Here is a 24,985-nt window from a genome sequence, read left to right on the forward strand (position 1 = left end):
GAAGAATCCCCTCGCAGCTTTCGCTGCGAGGGGATTCCTCCGTCTGTGCGCCGCCAGGGACTCGAACCCCGGACCCGCTGATTAAGAGTCAGCTGCTCTAACCAACTGAGCTAGCGGCGCTTGCTGACAGGGAAAACTCTACCCCACCTCCGCGGGTGCTCGTGACCAGCCACGCCCACCTTGTCCGATTAACCCATGTTTAAGGGGTTCATCGTGCACGATATGTCTGCGCCGTGCACATCTGATGCTTTATCAGATGTGGGCCCGGCCGACCAGTGGACGAGCAGGGGACGAGCAGGGGAGTGGACGGATCCGCATGACGACGCAGCCTCCGACGCATGTGCAGATGCCGATGCCCGCTTTCGAGGAGTACGAGCCCGCGGGCGACTGCGTGTGCCGGGGATGCGCCCAGCGCCGCCGTTCCCTCGCCCGCGCGCGGGCCATACCGCTGCGGGACGGGGGGCACCCCGCGGCCCGCGGGGCCCGGCGGGCGCTGGTCCTGGCCACCGCCGCGGGAGTGGTCCTCGGCGGTGGCGGCACGGCCGCGGTGGCCGTGACCACCCCGGCCGCCGGTCCGGTGGCCCTGGACGACCCCGGCTCCCCGCAAGGCGGCCGAACCCCGCTGCACGGCCCGAAGGGCGGCCCGGTCGGGCACCCCGGCTCCCCCGCCAGGCCCGGCGCCGTGAAGCGGATCGACCGCACGACGATCATCAACCGGGCGAAGCTGTGGCTGGACGCGCAGGTTCCGTACAGCATGTCCACGTACTTCACGGACGGCTACCGGCAGGACTGCTCGGGCTACGTCTCCATGGCCTGGAACCTCGGCTCGAACGAGTGGACCGGCAGCCTCGACAAGTTCGCCACGAAGATCACCAAGGAGGATCTGCTGCCGGGGGACATGCTGCTCTTCCACAACCCGGCGGACCCCAACAACGGCTCGCACGTGGTCATCTTCGGCGGCTGGGTCGACGAGACGCGCAACCACTACGTCGCCTACGAGCAGACGCGCCCCAACACGCGGAAGCTGGCCACGCCCTACGGGTACTGGAGCAACGCGGCCAATTACGTCCCGTACCGGTTCAACGGGGTGACGGGCGGGGTCGTTCCGGAGGTCCCGGGCGCCGTCCCCGAACCGCCCGCGGCGGGCCCGAAGCCGGGCGACGCCAAGGCCTTCCCCGGGGCGGACAAGTTCGCCCCGGGCGCCGCGAACGACTTCGTGGAGCAACTGGGCCGGATGCTGATCGAGCGCGGCGCGTACCGCTTCTACCCCAAGGGGGTGGCGGACCGGACGTGGAGCGACCACGACAAGCTGGCCACCCAGGCCTTCCAGCGCGCACAGGGCTGGTCGGGCACGGACGCCGACGGCACCCCCGGCGCGCACACCTGGCGCCTGCTCGCCGACAAGCAGGGCGCCGACATCCCGCCCCTGGTGGGCGCGGCGCCGGGACCGGGCGGAGTACGGGCCTACCCGGGGCTCGCGGTGTTCCGCCCGGGCCAGTCGCACGCGGCCATCGAGGCCCTTGCCCGGCAGCTGCGCAAGAAGGGCTTCGGCAAGTACTACACGTCCGGCCCGGGCCCCCGCTGGGGTGAGGCCGACCGCCGCAACGTCGAGGCCTTCCAGCGCGCGCAGGGCTGGCGCGGAGCCTCGGCCAACGGCTACCCGGGCCCGGAAACCTGGCGCCGGCTGTTCGCATGACGGAGGTAACGATGTTCCCCACGCGCACCACCTCGACGACGGGCACCCTCCGCGTACCGCCGACGGCACCCGCGCCACACACCCACCCGACGTGGACGGCGGCGCCGGCCCCGGCCCCTTCGTCCGCGGCGAGCTCCCACCCGGCCCCCCGGTCGGCGCCGTCCGCACCGACACCCCACCGCGCGCCCGGATCCGTATCCCACCCGGACCCCCGGTCGGCACCGTCCGCGCCCGGAGTCCGCTCTGCGTGGGCGACGCAGCCGGAGCCCGTCGCCGTCGCCCCGGCCGGACCCAGCCGGTCGGCCCAGCCCGCCCCGACACCGGACCGGGCGCCCGGATCCGTATCCCACCCGGACCCCCGGTCGGCACCGTCCGCGCCCGGAGTCCGCTCTGCGTGGGCGACGCAGCCGGAGCCCGTCGCCGTCGCCCCGGCCGGACCCGGCCCGTCGGCCCAGCCCGCACCGACACCGGACCGGGCGCCCGGATCCGTATCCCACCCGGACCCCCGGTCGGCACCGTCCGCGCCCGGAGTCCGCTCTGCGTGGGCGACGCAGCCGGAGCCCGTCGCCGTCGCCCCGGCCGGACCCGGCCCGTCGGCCCAGCCCGCTCCGACACCGGACCGCGCGCCCGGATCCGTATCCCTCCGGGATTCCCGCACGGCACCGGAAGCGCCGCGCTCCCACCCGGGGTGGGCGGCTGCGCCGGACCCCGCGCCTGTATCCGCTGCCGCGGCCGCGGCCGCATCCGCGTCGACACCGTTCGCGCCGCTCGCCCGCCCGGCGGAGCCCGTCACCGGCCCGAATTCCCGTACGGCATCGGTCGCCGGGCGCGCGCACCCGGCATGGGCGGTCGCGGAGCGGGCGCCCTCCGACGTCGCCCGCGCTGCGCAGTCCGCTCCCGCGTCCGTGTCCCGCCCGGACCCGGCGTGGGCGGCGGAGCCGGAGCCCGAATCCGCCTCCGGCCCGCATGGCCGCCCGGCGCCGGAGCCGGTCCCCGGCCCGGAACCCCGCACGGCGTCCGCCGCTGCCCAAGGCGGGCCCGGCCGCGGCATGCTGTCCGCACCGGCACCCGAGCCCGCATCCGCGTCCCGCCGGGATGCGGGCATGGCTCCGGAAGCGCCGCGTTCCCACCCGGGGCGGGTGGAGCCGGAGCCCGCACTCGCTCCCGCGGCCGCATCCGCGTCCCGCTCGGATTCCCGTACGGCCCCGGCCGCGCCGCGTTCCCACCCGGGGTGGGCGGCCGAGCCGGAACACGCGCCCGCGGCCGCATCCGCGTCCCGCTCGGGTTTCCGAACGGAACCGTCCGCGTCGCGCTCCTACGTCGGGTCGGCGGCCGAGCCGGAGCCCGCGCCCGCACCCGCTCCGGCGGGCGTTTCCGCGTCCCGCCAGGATTCCCGATCGGCTCCGGAAGCGCCGCCTTCCCACCCGGGGCGGGTGGAGCCGGAGCCCGCACTCGCACTCGCTCCCGCGGCCGCATTCGCGGCCCGCTCGGATTCCCGGACGGCTCCGGCCACACCGCATGCCCGCCCCGCGTGGGCCGCAGAGCCGGAGCCGGTCGCCGGCCCGGCTTCCCGTACGGCGCCGCTCGCGGGGCGCGCGCACCCGGCGTGGGCGGCCGCGGAGCCGGAGCTCGCCGGCGTCGCCCGCGCTGCGCACTCCGCTCCCGCGTCCGTGTCCCGCCCGGACCCGGCGCGGGCGGCGGAGCCCGGGGCTGCGGCCTCGCACGGCTCGGCCGTGGCCGTGGCCGCGCCGCGCCCGGATTCCGGTGCGGCATTGGACGTGCCGCGCGAGCACCCGGCCGAGGTCGGGGCCTCGGGCTCGTTCGGCCCGGCCGCAGCGGCCGCCGTGGCCGTGGCCGCGCCGTGCGCGGATTCCCGTACGGCGTCGGACGCGCCCCGAACGCACCCGGCGTGGGGCGCGGAGTCGGAGCTTGCTGCTCCGGCTCCGGCTCCGGCGTCCGCCGCCCTGGGCGCCCCGCGCGAGGAGGCCGGGGCGAGTGCCCCCGCCGAGACCTCGTTCGGCCGGGTCGCGGCCCCGGTGGTCCGATCGGCGCAGGCCGACGAACCGGTGCCCCCGCACGGATGGGAAGTGCCCGCGGCGCGGGCCGAGTCCGAGTCCGAGCCGGTGGCGGCCGCCGCGGCCCCGGAGATCCCGCACCCGCAGGACTCGGAGGCCCAGGCCGGGGTGGACACCCTGAGCCTGCGGACCGTCGAGCCCGAGCCCGAGCCCGAGTTCGGCCCCGCGGACCCGCCCGGCGTGCCCGGGCCCGGCGTCGCCGAGATCGTCGCCCAGGCGGTGGCGCGCGGCGTGGAGGGGGAGGAGGCCCGGGAGCTCCCCGGCCTCCCGCCCCGCCGCGGCACCTCGGTCACCGAGGTGCCCGTGCACCTCCCCTTCCGCGGCGAGCCGAAGCCGATGCCCGCGCCCGCCACCCGGCCCGGCCGGTCACAGGCCGCCCCCCGGCCCGCCCCCGGCCGCCGGGTCCCCCGCGGCGACGACCGGCTCCGGGAGCACCGCGGCCCGGTGCTGCCCGGCTGGGTCGGTGTGGCCGTCGGCGGCATCGCGCTCGCCGGCTGCACGGCCGTGCTCTGGCGGGCCGGGGCCGTCCCCGCCCCCTTCGTGGCCGCCTTCGGCGCGACCCCCCGCGCCTACCAGGGCCTGCGCGCCACCCACTGGCCCCCGCTCGCCTTCCTCGGCATCGTGGCCCTCGTCGCGCTCGGCGGTCTCGGCCGGGCCCGTACCGGCCACGCCTGGGTGCTCACCCTCTTCGGCCGCTACCGCGGCACGGTCCGCCGTACCGGCCTGACCTGGGTCAGCCCCCTCCTCCTGCGCCGCCGGGTCGACGTACGGCTGCGGCACTGGCGCAGCGACCCCATGCCCGCCGTGGACTCCGGCGGCCTCGCCCTCCAGGTGGTCGTGCAGGTCGTCTGGCAGGTCAAGGACACGGCCCGGGCCACGCTCGCCGTCGAAAACCACACGGAGTACCTCGCCGAGCAGGTCGAATCGGCCATGGCCCGCGTGCTGTCCCAGCTCCCCGCCGACGCCTTCCACGAGGACGCCCCGACCCTGCGGGACGCCGAGGCGGTCGGCGACGCGCTGACCCGGATGGTGGCGGCCGAAACCGAGGCCGTCGGGATCGAGGTGTTCTCGGCCCAGCCGACCCGCATCGAGTACGCGGCCGAGGTCGCCGAGGCCATGCGGCGCCGCCGGGTCGCGGCGATCGACGCCAAGCACCGGGACACCGTGCTGACTTCGGTCGTGGACGCCGTGGACGACACCGTCCACCGGCTGACCTCGCGCGGACTGGTCGAGCTCGACGACTACGAGCGCAAGGCCCTGGTGAAGGACCTCACGGTCGCCTTCTACACGGGACGCCCCGAGTAGCGCTCCGAGCGGCGGGGCGAGGACGACGAGAACGGGTGGCCGGAAGCAACCGGACCACCCGTTCTCCCATTGGTATGGACATGGCCAACTCTCGTCAATAATCTGGGACTTGGTCTAGACCTGAAATCCCCACACGCACACACGCACACACGCACTACGCAGCGCGCGCGCTCTCGTCGAACTCCCCCCACGTTCAAGGAGCATCATGCGTAACGTCCGCATGCCCGGACGGGCCGGCGTCGCCGCGCTCGGCCTCGGCCTCGTCGCCGGAATCACCCTCATGGGCGCCCCCAGCGCCAGCAGCCACGGCTACACCGACACCCCCATCAGCCGCCAGAAGCTCTGCGCCAACAAGACCGTCTCCGACTGCGGCGCGATCCAGTGGGAGCCGCAGAGCGTCGAGGGCTTCAAGGGCTTCCCGGCCGCCGGCCCCGCCGACGGCAAGATATGTTCCGGCGGGCTCTCGCAGTTCGCCGAGCTCGACAACCCGCGCGGTGGCGCCTGGCCCACCACCAAGGTGACCAGCGGGCAGAGCTACGCCTTCCGGTGGCAGTTCACCGCCAACCACTCCACCACCGACTTCAAGTACTACGTCACCAAGAACGGCTGGACCGGAACCAAGGCCCTCACCCGCGCCGACCTCGAACCCCAGCCCTTCCTCACCGTCGCCTACAACGGCGCCCGCCCCGCCATGACCACCGTCCACCAGGGAGCCATGCCGAGCGGCAAGAGCGGCCGGCACCTGATCCTGGCCGTCTGGACCGTCAACGACACCCCGATGGCCTTCTACGCCTGCTCCGACGTTCAATTCTGACGGAACGTCAACTACCCTCCGGCGGCATGCGGACGACGACTGCACCCGAAACCGTCGCGGAGCTCATAGCGCGCCAATGGGGCGACCACCGGCCCGGGCTGATGTACGAGGACGACGCCGAACGGCACGTCCTCACCCACCACCGGACCGCCCAGGAGGCCGCCGCGCGCGCCGCGCTCCTCGTCGACCTCATGCCTCCGGGGGCCGAGCCGCACCTCGGCGTACTGCTCGACAACACCCCCGAGTTCCCGTTCTGGCTCGGCGCGGCGGCCCTGGCCGGGGCCGCCGTCGCCGGGATCAACCCCACCCGGCGCGGCCCCGAGCTGGCGCGCGACATCCTGCACACCGACTGCCGGATCCTGATCACCGAGCCCGCCCACCTGCCGCTGCTGCGCGGGCTGGACCTGCCGGGCGTGCGCATCCTGGTCACCGGCACCGAGGAGTACGAGGCCCTGCTCGCGCCCTACGCCGCGGCCAAACCCGGCGAGGCGGCCCTGCGCGCCCCCGCTCCCGGCTCCCGCCTCCTCCTCTACTTCACCTCCGGCTCCACCGGCGCCCCCAAGGCCGCCATCTGCACCCAGGGCCGGCTCGCCGCGGCCGGCTCGGCACTGGCCCGCCAGTTCTCCGTCACCCCGGACGACGTCCACTACATCTGCATGCCCCTCTTCCACGGCAACGCCGTCATCGCCGACTGGCTCCCCGCGCTCGCCGGCGGGGCCGCGGTGGCGCTGCGCCGGCGCTTCTCGGCCTCCGCGTTCCTGGACGACGTACGGGCGTACGGGGCCACCTACTTCACCTACGTCGGCCGGGCGATCCAGTACCTCCTGGCCACCGGGCCCCGCCCCGACGACCGCACCCACAGCCTGCGGCTCGGCTTTGGCACCGAGGCCGGGGCGGTGGACGCGGCGCGCTTCGCCGAGCGGTTCGGGGTGCGGCTGGTGGAGGGCTACGGGGCCACCGAGGGCGGCGCCTCGGTCCAGCGCACCCCGGACACCCCGCCGGGCGCGCTGGGCCGGGCGGGCGCGGGCGACGACCTGGCGGTGATCGACCCGGAGACGGGCGCGGAATGCCCGGCCGCGGTGCTGGACGGGGACGGCCGCCTGCTGAACGGCTCCGCGGCCATCGGCGAACTGGTCAACCGGGGCCGCAGCCTGTTCGAGGGCTACTGGCGCAACCCGGCCGCCGAGGCCGACCGCACCCGGGACGGCTGGTACTGGACGGGAGACCTCTTCTTCCGCGACGCGTCGGGCTTCCTCTACTTCGCGGGCCGTACGGACGACCGGCTGCGGGTCGACAGCGAGAACCTCGCCGCGGCGGTGATCGAGAACATCCTGGCCCGCTGGACGGACGCGGCGGCGGTCGCCGTCTACGCGGTCCCGGACGAGGTCGCGGGCGACCAGGTGATGGCGGCCGTCGCCCTCAGGGAAGGGGCCGCCTTCGACCCGGAGGCCTTCACCGCCTTCCTTTTCGCGCAGCCGGACCTGGGTACGAAGATGTCCCCGCGCTACGTCCGCATCCTCCCGGCCATGCCGGTCACGGCAACGAACAAGGTCCACCGGGTTGCCCTGCGCCGGTCCGGCTTCCGCTGCCCGGACCCCGTCTGGTGGCGCCCGCCCGGCCAATCCGTCTACCGACGCCTGGACGAGGCCGCGCTGTCCGCCCTCCTCGTGTCGTACGAGGCCCAGGGCCGCCGCGAACTGCTCGACCGCTGGGGGTCTCCTGAAGATTTCGCTCCGGCCGCCCGATCCACGCTGGATTGCCAGTGAATACCGATCGGGTTGAACCGGTGCAAACCGATCGGGTTTTCAAGATTTCATCAGTCTCCTCGGTCCTGTCCGGGCGGACCGGGCCCTTACCAGGAGCTGTAGGGGCGCGGGGCGACGATGCCGGTCGGTCTCAGGGCCGGCTCGATGGTCTCCCGCCCGCCTCACTGCAGCTGCTCGCCGCGCACGACGAGGAGCTCCGGGCCCGCCAGCACGCGCTGGAGCAGGTCCGCCAGCAGATCCATAGCCTGCTGCCGCTGTATCGCGCCAACCTCTCGGAGGCGGAGGCCCATGCGCCGGTACAGCGGATCGACAGTCTGGAGGCCGTGCGGGGCATCCTGGGGCAGTCCGACGAAGGCGCTGCCGGGGTGACCGGCCCGCCCGGCACCGGCTGGTCGCGCTCACACTGACGCTCGGCCTCGCCCGCCTCGCCCGCCTCGCCCGCCTCGCCCGCCTCGACGCACCGCCCGGTCTGGCTCGCCGACGAGCTCACCACCGCCCACGACGAGGCCGGCGAGGTGCTCACCGAACTCCGCGAGATGATCCACGGCGTCCGCCCCCAGGTGCTCGCGGACAACGGCCTCACCGGCGCCCTCGCCGACATCGCCGTGCGCTCCGCCGTCCCCGTCGACACCGCCCTCGACGCCGACCCGTTCCGTCTCCCCGGGTCCGGCCGTCCTGAGCTTGGAGATCCCGGGCCCGGTGAGCAGTCCGACGCGCCATCCCTGAAGATCGTCCTCGCCGAGGGCGGGGTCCTGCTCCCGCCGCGTTCCGGCGGCCCTCGCGTACGTTCGAGGCCCGCACCCGGGTATTGGTTTTGAGCACCCCGGAGGACCAGGTAGTATTTTCTCTGTCAGCAGGCGCCGCTAGCTCAGTTGGTTAGAGCAGCTGACTCTTAATCAGCGGGTCCGGGGTTCGAGTCCCTGGCGGCGCACCTGTCCTTCGGGCGGTTTCCGGTTCACCGGGAACCGCCCGAAGTGTTTTCCGGCCCGCGCACCGGTCCGCACCGGCCCGCGTGCTGCCCCGCCGCCAGAGCGCTAGAGCGTGAGCGACAGCAGCAGCGGCGCGGCCTTCCGGTTCAGGGTGTCCGCCGCGGCGCGCAGCCGGTGCGCGTGCTCGACCGGCATCGACAGGGCCAGGCAGCCCACCGAGGCCCCGGCGGTGATCGGGACCGCCGCGCAGACCGTGCCCACGGCGTACTCCTGCAGGTCCAGCATCGGCACGGTGGCCGGCTGGGCGTCCAGCTTGGAGAAGAGGATCCGCTCGTTCACGATCGTCTTCGACGTGAGCCGGGCGATCTTGTGCCGGGACAGGTGGTCGCGCCGCCCGTTCAGGTCCAGCTGCGTGAGCAGGCACTTGCCGACCGCGCTGGCGTGCGCCGCGGAGCGGAAGTCGACCCACTCGTGCACCTTCGGGGTGCGGGGGCTGTCCGCGAACTGCGTGATCCTGACCTCGCCGTCCACGTACCGGCTGATGTAGACGGCCGCGCCGACCGAGTCGCGCAGCCGGTCCAGGGTTTCCTGCAGCTTGTCGGTGAGCGCCTGCTGCCGGTCGATGCCCGAGCCGAGCAGGACGAGGGAGTCCCCTATGGCGTAGGCGCCGTCGGACACCTGCAGGACATACCCCTCCCGACGCAGCATGAGCAGCATCGGAGCGAGATGGACGGCGGGCAGGCCGGTCTCACGCGCGATCTGCACGTCGGTCACACCGCCGGTGTGCCGTGCGATCGTTTCGAGTACGCGTAGTGCGTACTGCACCGAGTGGAACGGCGCGGTCGGCTCGGGCTTCAGCGCCACGGTTTCCCCCTAGCAGGTTGTTACCGCTTGCCCTACCACGATAGCCATCAAGCGGCCCATGTGGAGCGCCTGTTGAGGAGATTGATGACTCAATCATATCTCTCTGCCTGGATCTACTCCATTGGCATATGCCATGGTCACGCGCGCTATACCGGTCCGCCGGGAATGCCCGGCCACCGTCCACGGTTCGAATTCTTCGTACGGACGACACGGCGAGACGGGAGCGACGATGAGTGACACCGGTGGCGCACATGGACAGCACGGCAGGAACGGCAGCATCCGGGGCGCGGCGCAGGGCACGGCAACCGTACCGCTCTCGGTCCTGGACCTCGTCACCGTCGGCGCCGGCAGCACCGCCCACGAGTCCCTGCGCACCAGCGTGGCCATCTCCCGGCTCGCCGAGTCCCGCGGCTACCACCGCCACTGGGTGGCCGAACACCACTCCATGCCCGGCGTCGCCAGCTCCTCGCCGGCCGTGATCCTGGCCCACCTCGCCGCGCACACCTCCCGCATACGGCTCGGTTCGGGCGGCGTCATGCTGCCCAACCACGCCCCGCTCGCCATCGCCGAGCAGTTCGGCACCCTGGAGGCGCTCGCCCCGGGCCGGATCGACCTCGGGCTCGGCCGGGCCCCGGGCACCGACCAGCGCACGGCCGCCGCCCTGCGCGGAGCCGGGCGCCTCGACGAGGCCGCGGACGACTTCCCCCGGCAGCTCATGGAGCTCACCCGCTTCCTCGACGACGACTTCCCGGACGGGCACCCGTACGCCCGCGTCCACGCCGTACCGGGCCCGGTGCAGGGCCCCGCCGGGCGGCCGCCGCTGTGGCTGCTCGGCTCCTCCGGCTTCAGCGCCCGGCTCGCCGGCGAGCTCGGCCTGCCCTTCGCCTACGCCCACCACTTCTCGGCGGCCGGCACCCTGCCCGCGCTCGACCTCTACCGGCAGAGCTTCCGCCCCTCGGCCGTCCTGGACGCCCCGTACGCCGTCATCGGGGTCTCGGCGCTGGCCGCCGACACCGGCGCGGAGGCCCGCGCCCAGGTGCTCACGGGCGCGCTGTCGATGCTGCGGCTGCGCACCGGGCGGCCCGGACTGGTTCCGACGCCGCAGGAGGCGGCCGCGTACCCCTTCTCCCCGGGGGAGCGGGAGTTCGTGAACGGATGGCTCGCGAACATCGTCCACGGCACCCCCGGCGAGGTCCGCACCGGACTGGACGACCTCGCCAAGCGGACGGGCGCGGACGAGCTGATGCTGACCGCCAACGCCCACAGCGGGGCGGCCCGGTTGCGTTCGTACGAGCTCGTCGCAGATGCGTACGACATGCCCGTGCAGGCACCGGCGGCCGACTGACCGCCTGCGAACGGGGTTTGGCTGGTTTGTTGACGAAACCTTGCGGGGGGATGTCTGAAGGCAGCCTTAAACCGCTCGTCACCCGGGGTGGCGAGCGGTTTCTGATGTGCGCTCAGGTCTCTGACTTGGGGAGATAGCGCCGGAGTGGTCTAGTCCTTCTTTGGTCCGAACCATTGACGCGGGGTCGGAGTGATCGCTATCACTTCTCTCACCTGAACGTCTTGCTCTCCCCTCCCACCCCCACGGAGCAGTTCATGCACATCCGTAAACCCCTCATCGCGGCCGCCGCAACGGCCGCGCTGGCAGCCGGAGCGCTTGCCTCCTTCGCGGGACTCGGCACGGCCCAGGCCGCCGGTGCCGGAACCACCGCCGCGGCGGGCGGCGTCCGCATCGCCTACTACGACCAGTGGAGCGTGTACGGGAACGCCTTCTACCCCAAGCACCTCGACACCCGCGGCATAGCGGGCAAGCTGGACGTCATCAACTACTCGTTCGGCAACATCCACCCCACCGACCTCACCTGTTTCGAGGCGAACAAGGCGGCGGGCGACGACAACAACCCCAACGCCGGTGACGGCGCGGGCGACTCGTACGCCGACTACCAGAAGTCCTTCAGCGCCGCGGACAGCGTCAGCGGGGTCGCCGACAAGTGGGACCAGCCGATCGTCGGTGTCTTCAACCAGTTCAAGCAGCTGAAGGCCAAGTACCCGCACCTGAAGATCAACATCTCGCTCGGCGGCTGGACCTACTCGAAGTACTTCAGCGACGCGGCGAAGACCGACGCCTCCCGCAAGAAGTTCGTGTCCTCCTGCATCGACCAGTACATCAAGGGCAACCTGCCGGTCGAGGGCGGATACGGCGGCCAGGGCGCCGCGGCCGGGATCTTCGACGGCATCGACATCGACTGGGAGTACCCGGGTTCGTCGGGCGGCCACCTCGGCAACCACTACGCCCCCGAGGACAAGCAGAACTTCACGCTTCTGCTCAAGGAGTTCCGTACCCAGCTCGACGCGTACGGCGCGGCCAACGGCGGCAAGAAGTTCCTGCTGACCTCGGCCCTCCCGGCCGGCCAGGACAAGATCAAGTACATCGAGACCGACAAGATCGGCCAGTACTTGGACTACGCCAACATCATGACGTACGACATGCACGGCGCCTGGGACGGCGACGGGCCGACGTACCACCAGTCCCCGCTGTACTCCCCGGCCGGTGACCCCACCGACGTGATCGCCCCCGGCACCCAGAAGTACAGCATCGACAACGCGATCGACTCCTGGATCGACGGCAACCCGGCCTACGGCATCACCGGCGGCTTCCCCGCCAACAAGCTGACCCTGGGCTACGAGTTCTACTACCGCGGCTGGAAGGGCGTCCCCGCCGGGACCGCCAACGGCCTCGCCCAGTCCGCCACCGGCGCCTCGGGCGCCCGGCCCACCAGCCAGCAGGCCGGCATCGCCAACTACAAGGAGCTCGGAGGCATCGTCGACAACCCGGCGAGCACCTTCTGGGACGACCAGGCCAAGGCCTCGTACTTCTACAAGGACGGCGAGTTCTTCACCGGCCTGAACCAGAAGTCCATCCAGGCCCGGGTCGACTACGGCAAGCAGCGCGGCCTGGCCGGAGCGATGATGTACTCCCTGCTCGGCCTGGACAACAACACCACGCTGCTGAACCAGATCTCGGACGCGCTGGGCGGCTCCACGCAGCCGCCGGTCACCACGCCTCCGACGACCACCCCGCCCACCACGACCCCGCCGACCACGCAGCCTCCGACCGGCTGCGGATCGCTCCCGGCGTACGTCGCGGGCACCGTCTACACCGCCGGCAACGAGGTCTCCCACAACGGCCGCAAGTACAAGGCCCAGTGGTGGACGCAGAACGAGACGCCGGGCACCACCGGTGAATGGGGTGCCTGGAAGGATCTCGGCGCCTGCTGATCTCCCCCCACCCCGCGCCGAGCGATGCCTCCGCCCTGTCCCCTCTCTCCCGGGGGCGGGGCGGAGGTGTGTGACATGGTTGCCGGATTCCGGACATCTCTGCGTGTCGACGCCACTACGCTCGGCCACAAGCCGAATCCGGCTCCGACCCGCGTTTGCATGGGGGTGACCATTCCATGGTCCTGGCCCGCGACCTCGACCCCAGCGCCTCGCCGCTGGACTACTACGGCTACGAACTCCGTCGACTGAGAGAGGGTGCCGGGCTGAAACAGTCACAGCTGGGCGACATCATCTACTGCACGGGCTCGCTGATCGGCCAGGTGGAGAACACGAAGCGGGTGCCGACCCGGGACTTCTCGGAACGGGTGGACGCGGCGCTGGGGACGGACGGGCACTTCTCCCGGCTGGTGGGCCTGGTCCTGCGGAGCGTGCTGCCGACGTGGTTCCAGGCGTACGCGGAGATGGAGGCCCGGGCGACGTTCATCTCCACGTTCCAGTCGCAGGTGGTCTACGGACTCCTCCAGACGGAGGCCTATGCGAAGGCCTTGCTGAGCGTGGAGTACTCGGGCCGGGTCGACGAGATCGTGGCGGCCCGTCTGGAGCGTCAGCGCATACTGGCCCGCGAGACCCCGCCGGTCCTGCTGGTGGTGCTGGACGAGGCGCTGCTGCATCGCAGGGTCGGGGGCCGCGAGGTCATGCGGGAACAACTGGCCCACCTGCTCACCTTTGTTGAGCGGCCGTGGGTCCAAATCCAGGTGATGCCCTTCTCGGTCGGCGAACACACCGGGATGACGGGATCGTTCACCTTGCTCCGCTTCGACCGCGACCCCGATCTCTTCTACACGGAGAGCTATGACTCGGGCCATATGACAGCCAATCCGCCCGTGATCCGAGAGCGTTCCCTCGGCTACGCTCGGCTGCAGGCCGACGCACTCTCGCCGGAGGACTCGGCCCTTCTGATCGCACGCGTAATGGAGGAACGCTATGGGGACCAGTGTGGACCTGAGGAGCGTGCAGTGGCGTAAGTCGACCTACAGCAGCACCAACGGCGGCGAGTGCGTCGAGTGCGCCCCCCTCGGCGGAGCCGCATGGCGCAAGGCCTCGCACAGCGGTAACACCGGCGGCTGCTGCGTCGAGGTGGCCGCCCAGCCCTGCCGCGTCGCGGTCCGGGACTCCAAGAACCCCGACGGGCCCGCCTTCACGGTCGCCCCGGAGGCGTTCACCGCCTTCGTAGGCAGCCTCTGACCGTCAGAGCCAGCCCTGCTGGGCCGCTTTGAGGCCGGCTTCGAAGCGGCTCGTCGCGTGGAGGCGTTCCATGAGGGCGGACATCTGGCGCCTGACCGTGCGCAGGGACACCCCGAGGCGCTTGGCCGCGGCCTCGTCGGTCATGCCCGAGGCCAGGAGCTTGAGCAGTTCGAGCTCGGTCGCGGTGGGGCGGGCGTCGCTGGGGCGGGGGCGGTCGGCTCCGAGGGGTACGGCGGCCGCCCACGTCTGCTCGAACAGGGTGGTGAGGGAGGCCACGATCCCGGGCGCGCTGGTGCACAGGGCGCCCAGACGGGAGTGGCCGGGGTCGATCGGGACCACCGCCACGGCGCGGTCGAATATCAGGAGGCGCGGCGGCAGGAGCGGACTGGTCCGCACCTGGCCGCCCTGTTCGGTCAGCCACCGCGCGTAGGCCAGCGTCGTCGGATCGTTGCGGGCGCTGTCCTGGTAGACCGAGCGCATCTCGATGCCGCGAGCCAGCGCGCCCTGGTCCAGTGGCCGGGAGGACTCCAGGCTCGCTTCGGAGAGCGCGCCGCCCGGCAGGATCGCCAGGCACTCCCGGGTCAGGCCGTGGGCGAGCTGCTCCAGGCGGCCCTGGATGGCGTCCATCCCCACGAGCCGTTCCGCGCCGTCGACCTCGGTGTTCGGGCTGAGCTCCGCGAACTCGGAGACCACCTGTGCCGCTGCTGCCTTGCTGCGGGCCAGCTCCTGCTGCTGCCGGGCCAGTTCCTCCTCCTGGCGGCGCAGCAGCAGCTCCAGGCCCAGTTCGGGTCTCACCGCGCGCAGCGCGCCCGGGCAATCGCGCGACGGTCTGAGCAGGTCGAGGTCGACGAGCCGGTCCAGGCCCTCGCGGACCTGGGTCTCGGTGAGGCCGAGGCGGGTGCTCAGTTCGGCGACGCCTCCCGAAGGGTCGGCCAGCATGCCCCGGTACACGGATTCCACGTCGGCCCCGAGGCCCAGTGTTTGCAGCAAGTCACAGCCCCCCAGAAGTAGTTGGGCGGTCCCGGCGAGCGCCGCCCCGGTGATCGTAGGCGAAGTCTGTCACCAAGGTGCCAGGCCTGTTGGTGACAGCCGGAACCTCTTCTTCGCGGGTCCTGGCGGCAGCAACATGGTGTTCACCGGGACGGCGGGGACGAAAGTCCCCGACTCAGGCCAGAGCCGCAAGGACGATCCGGATCAGCGCGCAGCACACCGCACCGAACGAATCGCTCACCGGCTCCTGACCTCGGGGGAAACCATGTCCCGCACCGCCCGCTTCGCCGCTGTCGCCGCCGTCTTCACCGCCCTCTGCGCCGCCGCCGTCACCACCACCTCGGTGACCGTCTCCGCCGAGAGCCACCACATCAGCGCCTCCGCCTCCGCCGACGGCAGCATCAACTGGGACACGGCGCCCGCGTCCGTCGAGGACAGCATCAACTGGGACTAGCCGGCATGCGCATCATCCGAGCCTCACTCTCAGGGCCTACGGATGATCCGGACCAGGAGGGCGTGCTCGCGCTCGTCTCCGATCTGATCTGGGCCCACACCCCCGCCGCGCACGGTCTCGAACACCTGCGGACCAAAGCCGCCGGCAACGGCGTGGACGTCTACCTCTTCCTGCGGGCCGCCTCGGAAGCCGCGGCCCTCACCCAGGCCCACGCCATCCTCGACGGCGCCCGCGCCCCGCTGCGGGCGCACGGCTACAGCACCCCCGAGCCGCACCGCTGACGGCATCCTCGGCCCCCTTCGCGAACGTTCCCAGGAGAGCGCAGTGACCACCACCCTCCGCCAGGCTGCCCGTAAGAGCGCGGTAGCCGCCCTCTCCACCGCCCTCGGTGCCGGACTGCTCACCGCCGCGGCCGTCGCCGCCGCACCGGCCGCACAGGCCGCGACCACCTGCAGCGGGACCGCCTCGATCTACGGCGTCCTGCCCGACGGCCGCCTCACCTTCAGCACCATCACCCCGGCCACCGGCCAGTTGAAGAAGGTGCGGGTCGGAGCGGCCCTGGGCTTCGAGCCCAAGGCGATGGCCACCCTCAACTTCAACACGGTTCTGGTGACCTCGACGTCCGGTGCGCTCTACCGTCTCGACGTCCTCACCAACAACGAGTCCCTCGTCCTGGAGCGCCCGCCCGTCAAGATCTTCGACAGCGGCTGGACCCACGACAAGCTCACCTACGACGGACACGGGCACCTGTACGGCACGGCGGGCGGTGTCCTGCTCCAGTACCTGGTCTCGCAGCCCAAGCCGACCGGCTCGGCGCACATCGGCCAGCGCAAGGAGATCGGCAGCGGCTTCGTCCTGAAGACCCTCACGGCCGCCGGCGACGACCGGCTGCTCGCCACCACGTCGGCCGGCGCACTCTACTCCTACAAGATCGGCAGCGACGGCACCTGGGACCGGGACGACCTCAAGACCTCCGGCTGGTCCGGCTTCGACCAGGTCGTATCGCCCGGCGGCGGTCTCTACTACGGCCGGATCGAAACCACGGGCGCCATGTACTGGTACAAGGACGCCAACCCGGCCGACGGCAGCGGCAGCGACATCGCGTACCACAACGAAACCCCCGTCAACACCGGCGGCTGGACGCAGGAGCTGCTCTCCGCCCAGCCGGCGACCTTCAGCTGCACCACCACCGCGGACCCGCTCGACGGCAAGGACATACCCGCCGTGAAGGCGGCCGGCCGCGACCTGATGAACAAGCACGACGGCGGCGCCTGGAACAGCACCACCCAGTGGAACTGCCTGGAGCAGCTCTGGGACAGGGAGAGCGGCTGGCGCTACTGGGCCGACAACCCGAACTCCACGGCGTACGGCATTCCCCAGGCCCTGCCCGGTTCCAAGATGGACGCCTTCGGCGATGACTGGCGCACCAACCCGGTCACCCAGATCAAGTGGGGCCTGTCCTACATCGACGGCCAGTACGGCACGCCCTGCGGCGCCTGGACCCACTTCCTGAACAACAACTGGTACTGAGCGGCCCCCGAGTCACGCCCGCTCTTCCGTTCTCTCCCCCCTCACCTCCCCGGCCCGACGCGCGTACGTCAGGGCTGCCCAGAATCCGGAGACACCCATGTTCTCGTCGTCCCTCAAGCGCCGCCTCGCCGCCACCCTGGCCGTCTCTGCCACCACCCTCGGCATGGTCACCCTCACCTCGGCGCCCGCCCAGGCCGCCGCGATCTGCGGCGGCAACGTGTCGGTCTACGGCACCCTCCCCGACGGACGCCTCACCTACACGGCGATAGCCCCCAACACCGGCGACCGCGTCAAGACCCTGATCGGCGCGAACCTCGGATTCACGCCCAAGGCCATGGCCACCCTGAACTTCAACACCGTTCTCGTGACGTCGACGGCCGGCGAGCTGTACCGCGTCGACGTCCAGACCAACGACAGCGCCCTGGCCCTGGCCGGTGTCACCAAGATCTGGGACAGCGGCTGGACCTTCGACAAGCTGACCTACGACGGCGCCGGCCACCTCTACGGCACGGTCGCCGGCGAGCTCCACCGCTACAACGTCTCCCAGGCCAAGCCCAGCGGGCCCGCCCACATCGCCAAGCACGCCGTGATCGACACGGGCTTCGTCCTCAAGACCCTCGCCGCCGCCGGCGACGACGTCCTCATCGCCAGCACGTCCGACGGCCGGCTGCTCTCCTACCAGATCAACGGCGTCGGGGACTGGGAGAGCTCGGTGCTCAAGAGCTCCGGCTGGTCGGCGGTCGACAACCTGGTCTCGCCCGGCGGCGGCCTCTACTACGGCCGTACGAACGGCGGGATGTACTGGTACCACGACGCCGACCCCACCGACGGCAAGGGCGACGACATCGCCTACCACCCCGCCGACCCGGTCGACGCGAGCGGCTGGACCCAGAGCCTGCTCTCCGCCTTCGCCAACGACTGCACCTACCAGCCGCCGGCGCCCCCCACCCCCACCCCCACCCCCTCCACCAAGGGCGGGCAGATCGCCCGCAGCGAGATCATGAGCCGCGCCGCGAACTGGCTGAGCCGTGACATCCCCTACAACCAGGGCGCCTACGCCACCGACCCGGACGGCGACCACACCTACCGCACCGACTGCTCCGGCTTCGTCTCCATGGTCTGGCACGCCGCCAGCAGCTACACGACCTACAGCCTGCCGAGCGTCAGCACCACCATCTCCAAGTCCGACCTCCAGCCCGGCGACGCGCTGAACACCCAGGACGGGCACGTGGTGCTCTTCGAGAAGTGGGTCGACAAGGCCGCCGGGAAGTTCTCGTACATCCACGAGGCCAACACCAACGACGACATGATGCGCGGTCAGGACTACCTCAACGGAGGCAGCGACGGACGCATCGCCGGCCACGCCGCCTCGGGCTACGTCGCCCTGCGCTACGACAAGGTCGTCAACGGATAGCCCCCGCGCGCGCGAAGGCCGGACCGCCCATCGGGCGGTCCGGCCTTCTCGTACGGGTCCCAGCCGGCGGTCAGACCTGGAACTGGCCGACCGTGAGGAAGTGCCGCAGCTCCTCCGGGGTGCCGTTCAGCGCCTTCTCGGCCGCCGCGCGCAGCGCGTCGCTGATGCCCGGGCGGGCCAGGATCCGCACGACGTCCACGCGGTCGTCCTCGGCCTGGGCCAGGCGCAGGCCGGTCTTCAGGAAGGCGGTCCGGTCGGCCGGGGTGCCGTCCAGGGCCTTGTTGGCCTCGCGCTTGACGGCCTTGCCGGTGGCCGGGTTGGCGAACAGGACCCTGAGGATGGTGACCTTGTTGTCCTCGTCCTGGGCCTTCGCCAGGCCGGTGGTCAGGAAGGCCACGCGGTCCTCGGGGGTGCCGCTGAGGGCCTTGTTGGCTTCGCGGATCACGGCCTTGCCGCTCGCCGGGTCGGCGAGGAGCTTGACGATGGCGAAGGCGTTCTCCGTGTCCGAGCCCACGACCGTGGCCGCGGCCGCCGGGACGGCGGCGGGCGTGGCGGCGAAGGACTGGGTGGAGAGCAGCAGGGCCGGCGCCAGGGCGCCTGCGGCAACGGCGAGGGCGGCTCGGGTCAGTTTCATGGGTCCCCCTGAATCGAATGACTGTCCGGTCGCGACAGCAAGAAGATCGTCACAAGGGGGCGCACCGGGGACAACTGCCCACTAGGCCAGGCCGTTTGGTTCCACCGTCGGGCGTATCTCACACTCCCGGGCCGGCCGGGTGCGGGGCGGGCCCGTCGGGCTGCGCGGCGGCCTTCGCCGAGGACTTCGCCGAGGCCGCCGTCTGGCGCCCGATCATGCCGGCGATCACGTCCGGAGCCACCGCGCGCGAGAACAGCCAGCCCTGCCCGGTGTCGCAGCCGACGCGGCGCAGCCGGGCCGCCTGTCCGGCGGTCTCCACGCACTCCGCGGTCACCGTCAGACCCAGCCGGTGCGCGAGCTGGACCAGGGCCTCGACGATGGTCTCGTCGGCCGGGTTCGGGTGCGTGCCCTCCTCGTAGCGGAATCCCCGTACGAAGGAGCCGTCCAGCTTCAGCACGGAGACCGGCAGCCGGCTGAGGTAGGCCAGGTTCGAGTACCCGGTGCCGAAGTCGTCGATCGCGATCCGCACGCCCATGTCGCTGAGCGCCTGCAGGGCCTGCAGCGGCCGGCCCGCCGAGCCCATCACGGCCGACTCGGTCAGCTCCAGCTGGAGCAGCTGCGGCGCCAGGCCCGTCTCGGCCAGGATCTCCGCCACGTCGCCCACCAGGTCGGAGTCCCACACCTGGCGCACGGCCACGTTCACCGACACGAAGACCGGCGCGTCGCTGGGCTGTTCGATCTGCCAGCGCCTCGCCTGCCGGCAGGCGGTCCGCAGTACCCACTGCCCCAGCTGGACGATGGATCCGTCCTCTTCCGCAATTCCGATGAACCGATTCGGCGTGAGCGTGCCGAACTGCGGGTGGTTCCAGCGCACCAGGGCCTCGACCCCGCGCACCACACCGCTCTCCAGGTCCACCAGCGGCTGGTACTCCAGCTCGAACTCCCCGCGCTCCACCGCCGGGCGCAGCGTCGAGGAGAGCGCCTGCCGGGTCATGCGGTGCGCGTTGCGCTCCGGGTCGAAGAGGGTCCAGCGGGCCTTGCCGTCGGCCTTGGCCCAGTACAGGGTCGTGTCGGCGGCCTGCATCAGCCCGGTCGCCGAGGTGCCGTCCGTCGCCCGCTCCACCACCCCGATCGACGCCGAGACCGACAGCCGCTGCCCGGCCAGGTCGAACGGCTCCTGGACGGCGGCCAGTACGCTCCGGGCCAGGTCGGCGAGCTGTTCGGTGCCGGTGGAGTCCTCGACCAGCAGGGCGAACTCGTCGCCGCCGAGGCGGGCGACCAGGTGCCCGCCGGTGCGCCCGTACCCGGACTGGTCGGCGCACTGGGTCAGCCGGGCCGCGACGGCGGTCAGCAGCCGGTCGCCGACCCGGTGGCCGAGGGTGTCGTTGACGGCCTTGAACCCGTCGAGGTCCAGGTAGCACAGCCCGATCCGGCCGGTGCCGCCGCCGTGGTCGTACGAGGAGGCCTCCAGGGCGGCGGAGAGCCGCTCGAAGAAGAGCGCCCGGTTGGGCAGCCGCGTGACCGGGTCGTGCATCTGCAGGTGGCGCAGCCGGGCCTGGAGGTCGCGCCGGTCGCTGATGTCGGAGACGGACAGCAGGACGTCCCCGGTCCCGGGCACGGGCCCCAGGGTGACCTCGGTCCACAGCGAGTGCCCGTCGGGGTGCTTGAGGCGGCGGGTGCAGCGCAGCCGGGCCTGCCGGCCGCGGAGCACCTCCTGGTACGCGGCCCAGGTGCGGGCCTCCGCGGCCAGGTCCACCAGGTCGGCGGCGCACTGGTGGACGAGCGCGTGCGGCTCGCTGCCCAGCAGCCCGGCGAAGGCCTCGTTCGCGGCGACCACGTAGCCGTCGCGGTCCACGACCGCCATGGCGAGGTGGGCCGCGTTGAAGGCGGCCCGGTAGTCGCGCCGCTCCGCATCGGCGCGCGACGGCACTGCCGGCACTGCCGGGTGACGCTCCGTAATGGCCGATCGGATGCTGTCGGCCGCCGAACCGGTTCCTTCTGAGGTTCCGCTCACCGTTGGCCCCGCAGTGTTCGTGAGTGTCCGTGCAGGAAAGTGTGCCGATCATAGAGGCTGCCGGGAGGCCCTATCCAGCGGCGTCGCCGCGCGAGGTCCCGGAGTTCGGCGTGATGACGGATCGTCGGACCAAGATCGCTTGATCGTTTCTGCGCGGCTGTGAACATGCGGAGGCTCTGGCTGATCTCGCGTGATCGGTCGTGACGTTCTGTAGGCGGGTGCGTGAAGTCCGGGGGTCACCGACTTGCCCCATTGCTCACTCGTGTGGGGCAGCGGAACAGGGCATTAGTAAGACAATCCCCTCAAGGTGGCTAAACAGGCACGAATCCACCACCGGAGGTCGATGTGGCGCGACAGCAGACACCCGGGGGAGTGGACCGTTCCCGCATCCGAAGTACCGCCGCGGCGCTCACCTCCCTCACTGCGCTCGCCGCCATGTCGCTCGTCGCGGGACCCGCGGTGGCTGCCGATTCCGGCGCCGGACCCTGCGCGCTGACCCGGACGGGCGCGCACCACTCGCTGGGCCTGGACAGCTGGAACGGCGCCTATCCCAAGCCCGAGCGCACGCTCGATGCGGTCATGGTCTTCCTCTCCTTCCCCGACCACCGCAGCACCCTCACGACCTCGGAGCTCGCGGGCGACTACTTCCCCGCCACCAGCCAGTTCTTCGAGCAGGCCTCGTACGGGCGGTTCCGGCTGGCCCCGCACCCGCAGAAGCAGTGGATCCGGATGCCCAAGCCGTCGACCGCGTACGGGATAAGGCGGGACTGGGCCCCCGAGGACCGGGCGGCCTACCTGCGGGACGCGGTCAGGGCGGCCGACGCCGAGGTGGACTTCGCCAAGTACGACGTCGTCTACTTCGTCGCCGACCCGGACGCGCCCGGCGTGGACTCGGACGCCACGAAGGTCGTCAACTTCGACCGCCCGATCGTCGCGGACGGCACCGAACTGCGGCGGATCGTCACCGTCTTCGAGCGCCACCCGCCGGACCGCAACGTGCTGGCCCACGAGACCGGCCACGTCTTCGACCTGCCCGACCTCTACCACCGGCCCACGGACGGCAAGGGCGACTGGGACACGTACGTCGGCGACTGGGACGTCATGGGCAGTCAGTTCGGGATGGCCCCGGACCTCTTCGCCTGGCACAAGTGGAAGCTGGGCTGGCTGGACGGCTCCCAGGTGGACTGCGTGCGGTCGGGCTCCTCGCTGCACACCCTCCAGCCGCTGGCGCAGGCCCCGCCGAGCGGCGGCACGGGCGGGACCCGGCTCGCGGTGATCCGTACGGGCCCCGGCAGCGCGATCGCCGTCGAGGCGCGGGGCTCCGCCGGCAACGACGGGGACACCTGTACGGAAGGGGTCCTGGTCTACCGGGTGCGCAACGAGGCGGCGTCCGGCGGAGGTCCCATCGAGGTGATGGACGCGCATCCCGACACGGAGGCGTGCTGGGACCGCTCGGTGTACCCGCCGCTGGCGGACGCGCCGCTGGAGGTGGGCGAGACGTACACCGTGCCGGGGGAGCGGATCACCATCGAGGTGGCGGACCGGACCCGGTCGGGCGCGTACACGGTGAAGATCACGACCTGATCGTGGCGGGGTCGTGGCACGACGAAGAAGGCCCCCACTCGCGTGGGGGCCTTCTTCTTGTCTGTGCGCCGCCAGGGACTCGAACCCCGGACCCGCTGATTAAGAGTCAGCTGCTCTAACCAACTGAGCTAGCGGCGCTTGGTGACGAGGAAGACATTAGCAGGAGGATCCGCGGAACGAAAAATCGATATCCCCAGGTCCGGTCGGTGCGGGGCTGCGGGCCGCCCGTACGAAGGCCCAGAGCAGGGCCTCGGGCCCGGGAAGCCACGGCGTCCGCACGTCGGGGGCGACCAGCCACCGGGAGGGGCCGGGGCCGGCGGCCAGCGGCGGCACGGTGACGGCGTCGCCGGGGCCGTGGCACAGGGGCACCGGGGCCGTACGGGAGCCTCCCCGCTCCTCCCACGCCAGCAGGGCCGGGAGCCGGTGGGCGGTGCCGCGGGAGGCGAAGAGCAGCATCCGGCCGCGGTGCACGGCGACCGGACCGGATCCGGGGCCCTCGGCCCAGAGCAGGTCCAGGACGCGGCGCCCGAGCACGAGCGGAACGTTGACGACGTCGAAGGCGCTCCCGCAGGGCAGCGTGGCGGGCATGCCCGGCCGGGCCTCCCAGAGCGCGAGGGTGCTTCCGGGGCGGGCGGACGCGGAGGCGAGCCAGGCGGCGCCCTGCGGGGTGACGTGGGTGGCGGGCGCGGTGCGCGCGGTCCGCGTGTCGAGGGCGGTGCAGCGGGGAGCCGTCGTCAGGGTCGTCATATGCCAAGGTCTACCGGCCGTAGCGAACCGGTTTCCGGGAGTTACCGAAAACCGGGACGCGACGGCTGCCGCTGCGGTATGTTGCGCCCCGCATATGCCAGCCGATCCAGCCCCGCCGGCGTTTGAGGCGCGGAGCTCCAGGAGGCTCCGCGCAGCGGCCGACCCGGCCCCCGCTACGGCGCACCGGCGCTGCGCTGGAGGGATTCGCCGAACTCGATCATCTTCAGGGCGTAGTCCTCGGTCCACTCCGCCTGCTCGGCGATCACCGAGGGCGAGAGCCGGTCGAAGCGCCGCGGGTCCGCCAGCTGGGCCGCCGCCAGGGCCTGGAACTCCACGGCCCGGTCCTGGGCCGCCCGGAAGGCGAGGGCCAGTTCGGTCGCCCGGGTCAGCAGCTCCCGCGGGTCCTCGATCGATTCCAGGTCGAAGAAGTGCTCCGGGTCCCCCGCGGCCTCCGAGGGCTCGAAGAGGAGCGGCGCCGGCCGCAGCCGTCGCTCGGTCCGCTCGGGCTCTGCCATCCGTGTCCTCCTGCTGCGCGTGCGAAATGCTTCCGGGCCACCGTCCATTGTCCAACGCCACGCAAGACCCCACGCGATGGGCTGGAACACCTGTACGGCCGACGAGGCGCACGAGCAGGCCGGCCGCCCCAGTGGCGGGGGAGTCGCACAGGCGATCGGCCGGAGCCGGCGGGACGGCCCCGCCGGGTCACAGGGCGTCGAGGAGTGCGACCTCGTCGGCGGTGAGGCGCAGGGATCCCGCGGCGACGTTCTCGACGAGGTGGTCCGGGTTCCCCGTGCCCGGGATCGCCAGGACGTGCGGGCCGCGGCTCAGCGTCCACGCGAGGCGCAGCTGGGCCGCCGACACCCCGTGGGCCTCGGCCAGGGCCAGTACCTCGGGGCTGTCCTCGGCGCTCGCCCCCGCCTCCTTGCCGGCGCCGGCGATCGCGAAGAACGGCACGAAGGCGATGCCCTGCTCCCCGCACGCGTCGAGGAAGGCGTGGTCCTCGGCCGGGGAGCCGATCCCGTACGGGTTCTGGACGCACACCACCGGCGCGATGGCCTGCGCCTCGGCGAGGTGGTCGGGGCGGGCGTTGGAGATGCCCAGGTGGCGGATCAGCCCGGCCGTGCGGAGCTCGGCGAGCGCCCCGAAGTGCGCGGCGATCGATCCGGTCGTCTCCCGGCGCGGGATGCGGAGGTTGACCACGTCGAGGTGGTCGCGGCCCAGCTGGCGGAGGTTCTCCTCGACCTGGGCGCGCAACTGCCCGGGCTCCGCCCACCACCACTGCCCGGCGGCGTCGCGGCCCGGCCCGACCTTGGTGGTGATGACGAGGTCGTCGGCGTACGGGGCCAGCGCCCGGTTGATCAGCTCGTTGGCGGAGCGCAGCGGGGAGAAGTAGAAGGAGGCCGTGTCCACGTGGTTCACGCCGAGCTCGACCGCGCGGCGCAGCACGCCGGTCACCCGCTCGCGGTCGCTGGGGGAGCCGTCGGCGAGGTGGGTGAGCCGCATCGCGCCGAAGCCGACCCGGTTGACGGTGAGGTCACCCAGTGGCCAGGTGCCCGCCGCGGCCGCAGTGATCGTTTCTGAAGTCATCGGCGCAGGCTATGCGGCCACGTGAACCTCGGGCCGGGCCGGGCCGCGCGGCGCG

The 24,985-nt window shown here is 72.2% G+C and carries 21 protein-coding genes, 3 tRNA genes and 1 pseudogene; 16 read left to right on the forward strand and 9 right to left on the reverse strand.

The genetic code is table 11. The features are described 5' to 3' along the window. Nucleotides 1-46: 46 nt before the first annotated feature. Nucleotides 47-120 (reverse strand) — tRNA-Lys (locus RIU97_RS25695). 226 nt (nt 121-346) lie between these two features. Between RIU97_RS25695 and RIU97_RS25700 the strand changes: the two genes are divergently transcribed. The 7 genes from RIU97_RS25700 (at nt 347) to RIU97_RS25730 (ending at nt 8,587) form a co-directional block, all read left to right on the forward strand. Beyond that, entirely contained in the window at nt 347-1,696 is a 1,350-nt protein-coding gene (locus RIU97_RS25700; RefSeq protein ID WP_404962939.1) for a peptidoglycan-binding protein, read from the forward strand. A gap of 1,433 nt (nt 1,697-3,129) precedes the next feature. Next, nucleotides 3,130-5,076, forward strand: a complete 1,947-nt coding sequence (locus tag RIU97_RS25705) for an SPFH domain-containing protein (RefSeq protein WP_404959947.1) — start codon at nt 3,130-3,132, stop codon at nt 5,074-5,076. 220 nt (nt 5,077-5,296) lie between these two features. Then, nucleotides 5,297-5,890 carry a lytic polysaccharide monooxygenase gene (locus tag RIU97_RS25710; RefSeq protein ID WP_404962940.1) on the forward strand — a complete coding sequence of 198 codons (594 nt, stop codon included), beginning with the start codon at nt 5,297-5,299 and terminating at the stop codon, nt 5,888-5,890. A gap of 26 nt (nt 5,891-5,916) precedes the next feature. After that, a complete protein-coding gene (locus tag RIU97_RS25715; RefSeq protein WP_404959949.1) occupies nt 5,917-7,656 on the forward strand; it encodes an AMP-binding protein in 1,740 nt (579 codons plus the stop codon). Beyond that, a complete protein-coding gene (locus tag RIU97_RS25720; RefSeq protein ID WP_404959951.1) occupies nt 7,653-8,063 on the forward strand; it encodes a hypothetical protein in 411 nt (136 codons plus the stop codon). Before RIU97_RS25715 ends, RIU97_RS25720 begins: the two co-directional genes overlap by 4 nt. Before the next feature lie 108 nt (nt 8,064-8,171). Then, the gene (locus RIU97_RS25725) at nt 8,172-8,474 is read left to right on the forward strand and encodes a hypothetical protein (protein WP_404959952.1); all 303 of its coding nucleotides are present in this window, start codon (nt 8,172-8,174) and stop codon (nt 8,472-8,474) included. A gap of 39 nt (nt 8,475-8,513) precedes the next feature. Then, nucleotides 8,514-8,587: transfer RNA gene (locus RIU97_RS25730), tRNA-Lys, on the forward strand. A 103-nt stretch (nt 8,588-8,690) separates the two neighbouring features. On the opposite strand, the gene RIU97_RS25735 is transcribed toward RIU97_RS25730, so the two are convergent. Further along, the gene (locus RIU97_RS25735; protein WP_030718073.1) at nt 8,691-9,449 is read right to left on the reverse strand and encodes an IclR family transcriptional regulator; all 759 of its coding nucleotides are present in this window, start codon (nt 9,447-9,449) and stop codon (nt 8,691-8,693) included. Nucleotides 9,450-9,678: 229 nt separating this feature from the next. On the opposite strand from RIU97_RS25735, the gene RIU97_RS25740 reads away from it, so the two are divergent. The 4 genes from RIU97_RS25740 to RIU97_RS25755 all read left to right on the forward strand — a co-directional run bounded on the left by RIU97_RS25740 (nt 9,679) and on the right by RIU97_RS25755 (nt 13,976). Further along, complete coding sequence (locus tag RIU97_RS25740) at nt 9,679-10,794, forward strand: LLM class flavin-dependent oxidoreductase (protein ID WP_404959953.1); 1,116 nt, start codon at nt 9,679-9,681, stop codon at nt 10,792-10,794. A 254-nt stretch (nt 10,795-11,048) separates the two neighbouring features. Further along, nucleotides 11,049-12,731 carry a glycosyl hydrolase family 18 protein gene (locus tag RIU97_RS25745; protein ID WP_404959954.1) on the forward strand — a complete coding sequence of 561 codons (1,683 nt, stop codon included), beginning with the start codon at nt 11,049-11,051 and terminating at the stop codon, nt 12,729-12,731. 176 nt (nt 12,732-12,907) lie between these two features. Next, the gene (locus RIU97_RS25750) at nt 12,908-13,756 is read left to right on the forward strand and encodes a helix-turn-helix transcriptional regulator (RefSeq protein ID WP_404959955.1); all 849 of its coding nucleotides are present in this window, start codon (nt 12,908-12,910) and stop codon (nt 13,754-13,756) included. Further along, nucleotides 13,743-13,976: a DUF397 domain-containing protein gene (locus RIU97_RS25755; RefSeq protein ID WP_404959956.1), complete on the forward strand. Its 234-nt coding sequence runs from the start codon at nt 13,743-13,745 to the stop codon at nt 13,974-13,976. Before RIU97_RS25750 ends, RIU97_RS25755 begins: the two co-directional genes overlap by 14 nt. Nucleotides 13,977-13,979: 3 nt before the next feature. Here the strand turns inward: RIU97_RS25755 and RIU97_RS25760 are convergent, their stop codons facing one another. Then, nucleotides 13,980-14,966 (reverse strand): LuxR C-terminal-related transcriptional regulator, encoded by a 987-nt coding sequence (locus tag RIU97_RS25760; protein ID WP_404959957.1) that lies wholly within the window; start codon nt 14,964-14,966, stop codon nt 13,980-13,982. A 265-nt stretch (nt 14,967-15,231) separates the two neighbouring features. Here RIU97_RS25760 and RIU97_RS25765 point away from each other — a divergent pair, with 265 nt between their 5' ends. The 4 genes from RIU97_RS25765 (at nt 15,232) to RIU97_RS25780 (ending at nt 18,364) form a co-directional block, all read left to right on the forward strand. Further along, nucleotides 15,232-15,420 (forward strand): hypothetical protein, encoded by a 189-nt coding sequence (locus RIU97_RS25765; RefSeq protein ID WP_404959958.1) that lies wholly within the window; start codon nt 15,232-15,234, stop codon nt 15,418-15,420. A gap of 5 nt (nt 15,421-15,425) precedes the next feature. Next, a complete protein-coding gene (locus tag RIU97_RS25770; RefSeq protein WP_404959959.1) occupies nt 15,426-15,701 on the forward strand; it encodes a hypothetical protein in 276 nt (91 codons plus the stop codon). A 43-nt stretch (nt 15,702-15,744) separates the two neighbouring features. After that, nucleotides 15,745-16,950, forward strand: a complete 1,206-nt coding sequence (locus tag RIU97_RS25775; protein WP_404959961.1) for a peptidase S1 and S6 — start codon at nt 15,745-15,747, stop codon at nt 16,948-16,950. Nucleotides 16,951-17,047: 97 nt separating this feature from the next. Continuing rightward, a complete protein-coding gene (locus tag RIU97_RS25780) occupies nt 17,048-18,364 on the forward strand; it encodes a tachylectin-related carbohydrate-binding protein (RefSeq protein WP_404959963.1) in 1,317 nt (438 codons plus the stop codon). Nucleotides 18,365-18,434: 70 nt separating this feature from the next. Here the strand turns inward: RIU97_RS25780 and RIU97_RS25785 are convergent, their stop codons facing one another. Beyond that, entirely contained in the window at nt 18,435-18,998 is a 564-nt protein-coding gene (locus tag RIU97_RS25785) for an ALF repeat-containing protein (RefSeq protein WP_404959964.1), read from the reverse strand. Nucleotides 18,999-19,116: 118 nt separating this feature from the next. Next, a complete protein-coding gene (locus RIU97_RS25790; protein WP_404959965.1) occupies nt 19,117-21,012 on the reverse strand; it encodes a putative bifunctional diguanylate cyclase/phosphodiesterase in 1,896 nt (631 codons plus the stop codon). 345 nt (nt 21,013-21,357) lie between these two features. Here RIU97_RS25790 and RIU97_RS25795 point away from each other — a divergent pair, with 345 nt between their 5' ends. Beyond that, nucleotides 21,358-22,596 (forward strand): M6 family metalloprotease domain-containing protein, encoded by a 1,239-nt coding sequence (locus tag RIU97_RS25795; RefSeq protein ID WP_404959966.1) that lies wholly within the window; start codon nt 21,358-21,360, stop codon nt 22,594-22,596. A gap of 64 nt (nt 22,597-22,660) precedes the next feature. Here the strand turns inward: RIU97_RS25795 and RIU97_RS25800 are convergent. The 4 genes and pseudogenes from RIU97_RS25800 to RIU97_RS25815 form a co-directional block, all read right to left on the reverse strand. Beyond that, nucleotides 22,661-22,734, reverse strand: a tRNA-Lys gene (locus RIU97_RS25800). Continuing rightward, nucleotides 22,725-23,343 (reverse strand): annotated as a pseudogene (locus RIU97_RS25805) (bifunctional DNA primase/polymerase). Before RIU97_RS25805 ends, RIU97_RS25800 begins: the two are co-directional and overlap by 10 nt. Nucleotides 23,344-23,516: 173 nt before the next feature. Next, nucleotides 23,517-23,858: a hypothetical protein gene (locus RIU97_RS25810; RefSeq protein ID WP_404959967.1), complete on the reverse strand. Its 342-nt coding sequence runs from the start codon at nt 23,856-23,858 to the stop codon at nt 23,517-23,519. Nucleotides 23,859-24,045: 187 nt separating this feature from the next. Further along, nucleotides 24,046-24,930, reverse strand: a complete 885-nt coding sequence (locus RIU97_RS25815) for an aldo/keto reductase (RefSeq protein ID WP_404959968.1) — start codon at nt 24,928-24,930, stop codon at nt 24,046-24,048. Nucleotides 24,931-24,985: the final 55 nt, after the last annotated feature.

The organism is Streptomyces sp. 147326, from assembly GCF_045000215.1.
Taxonomy (GTDB): Bacteria; Actinomycetota; Actinomycetes; order Streptomycetales; family Streptomycetaceae; genus Streptomyces.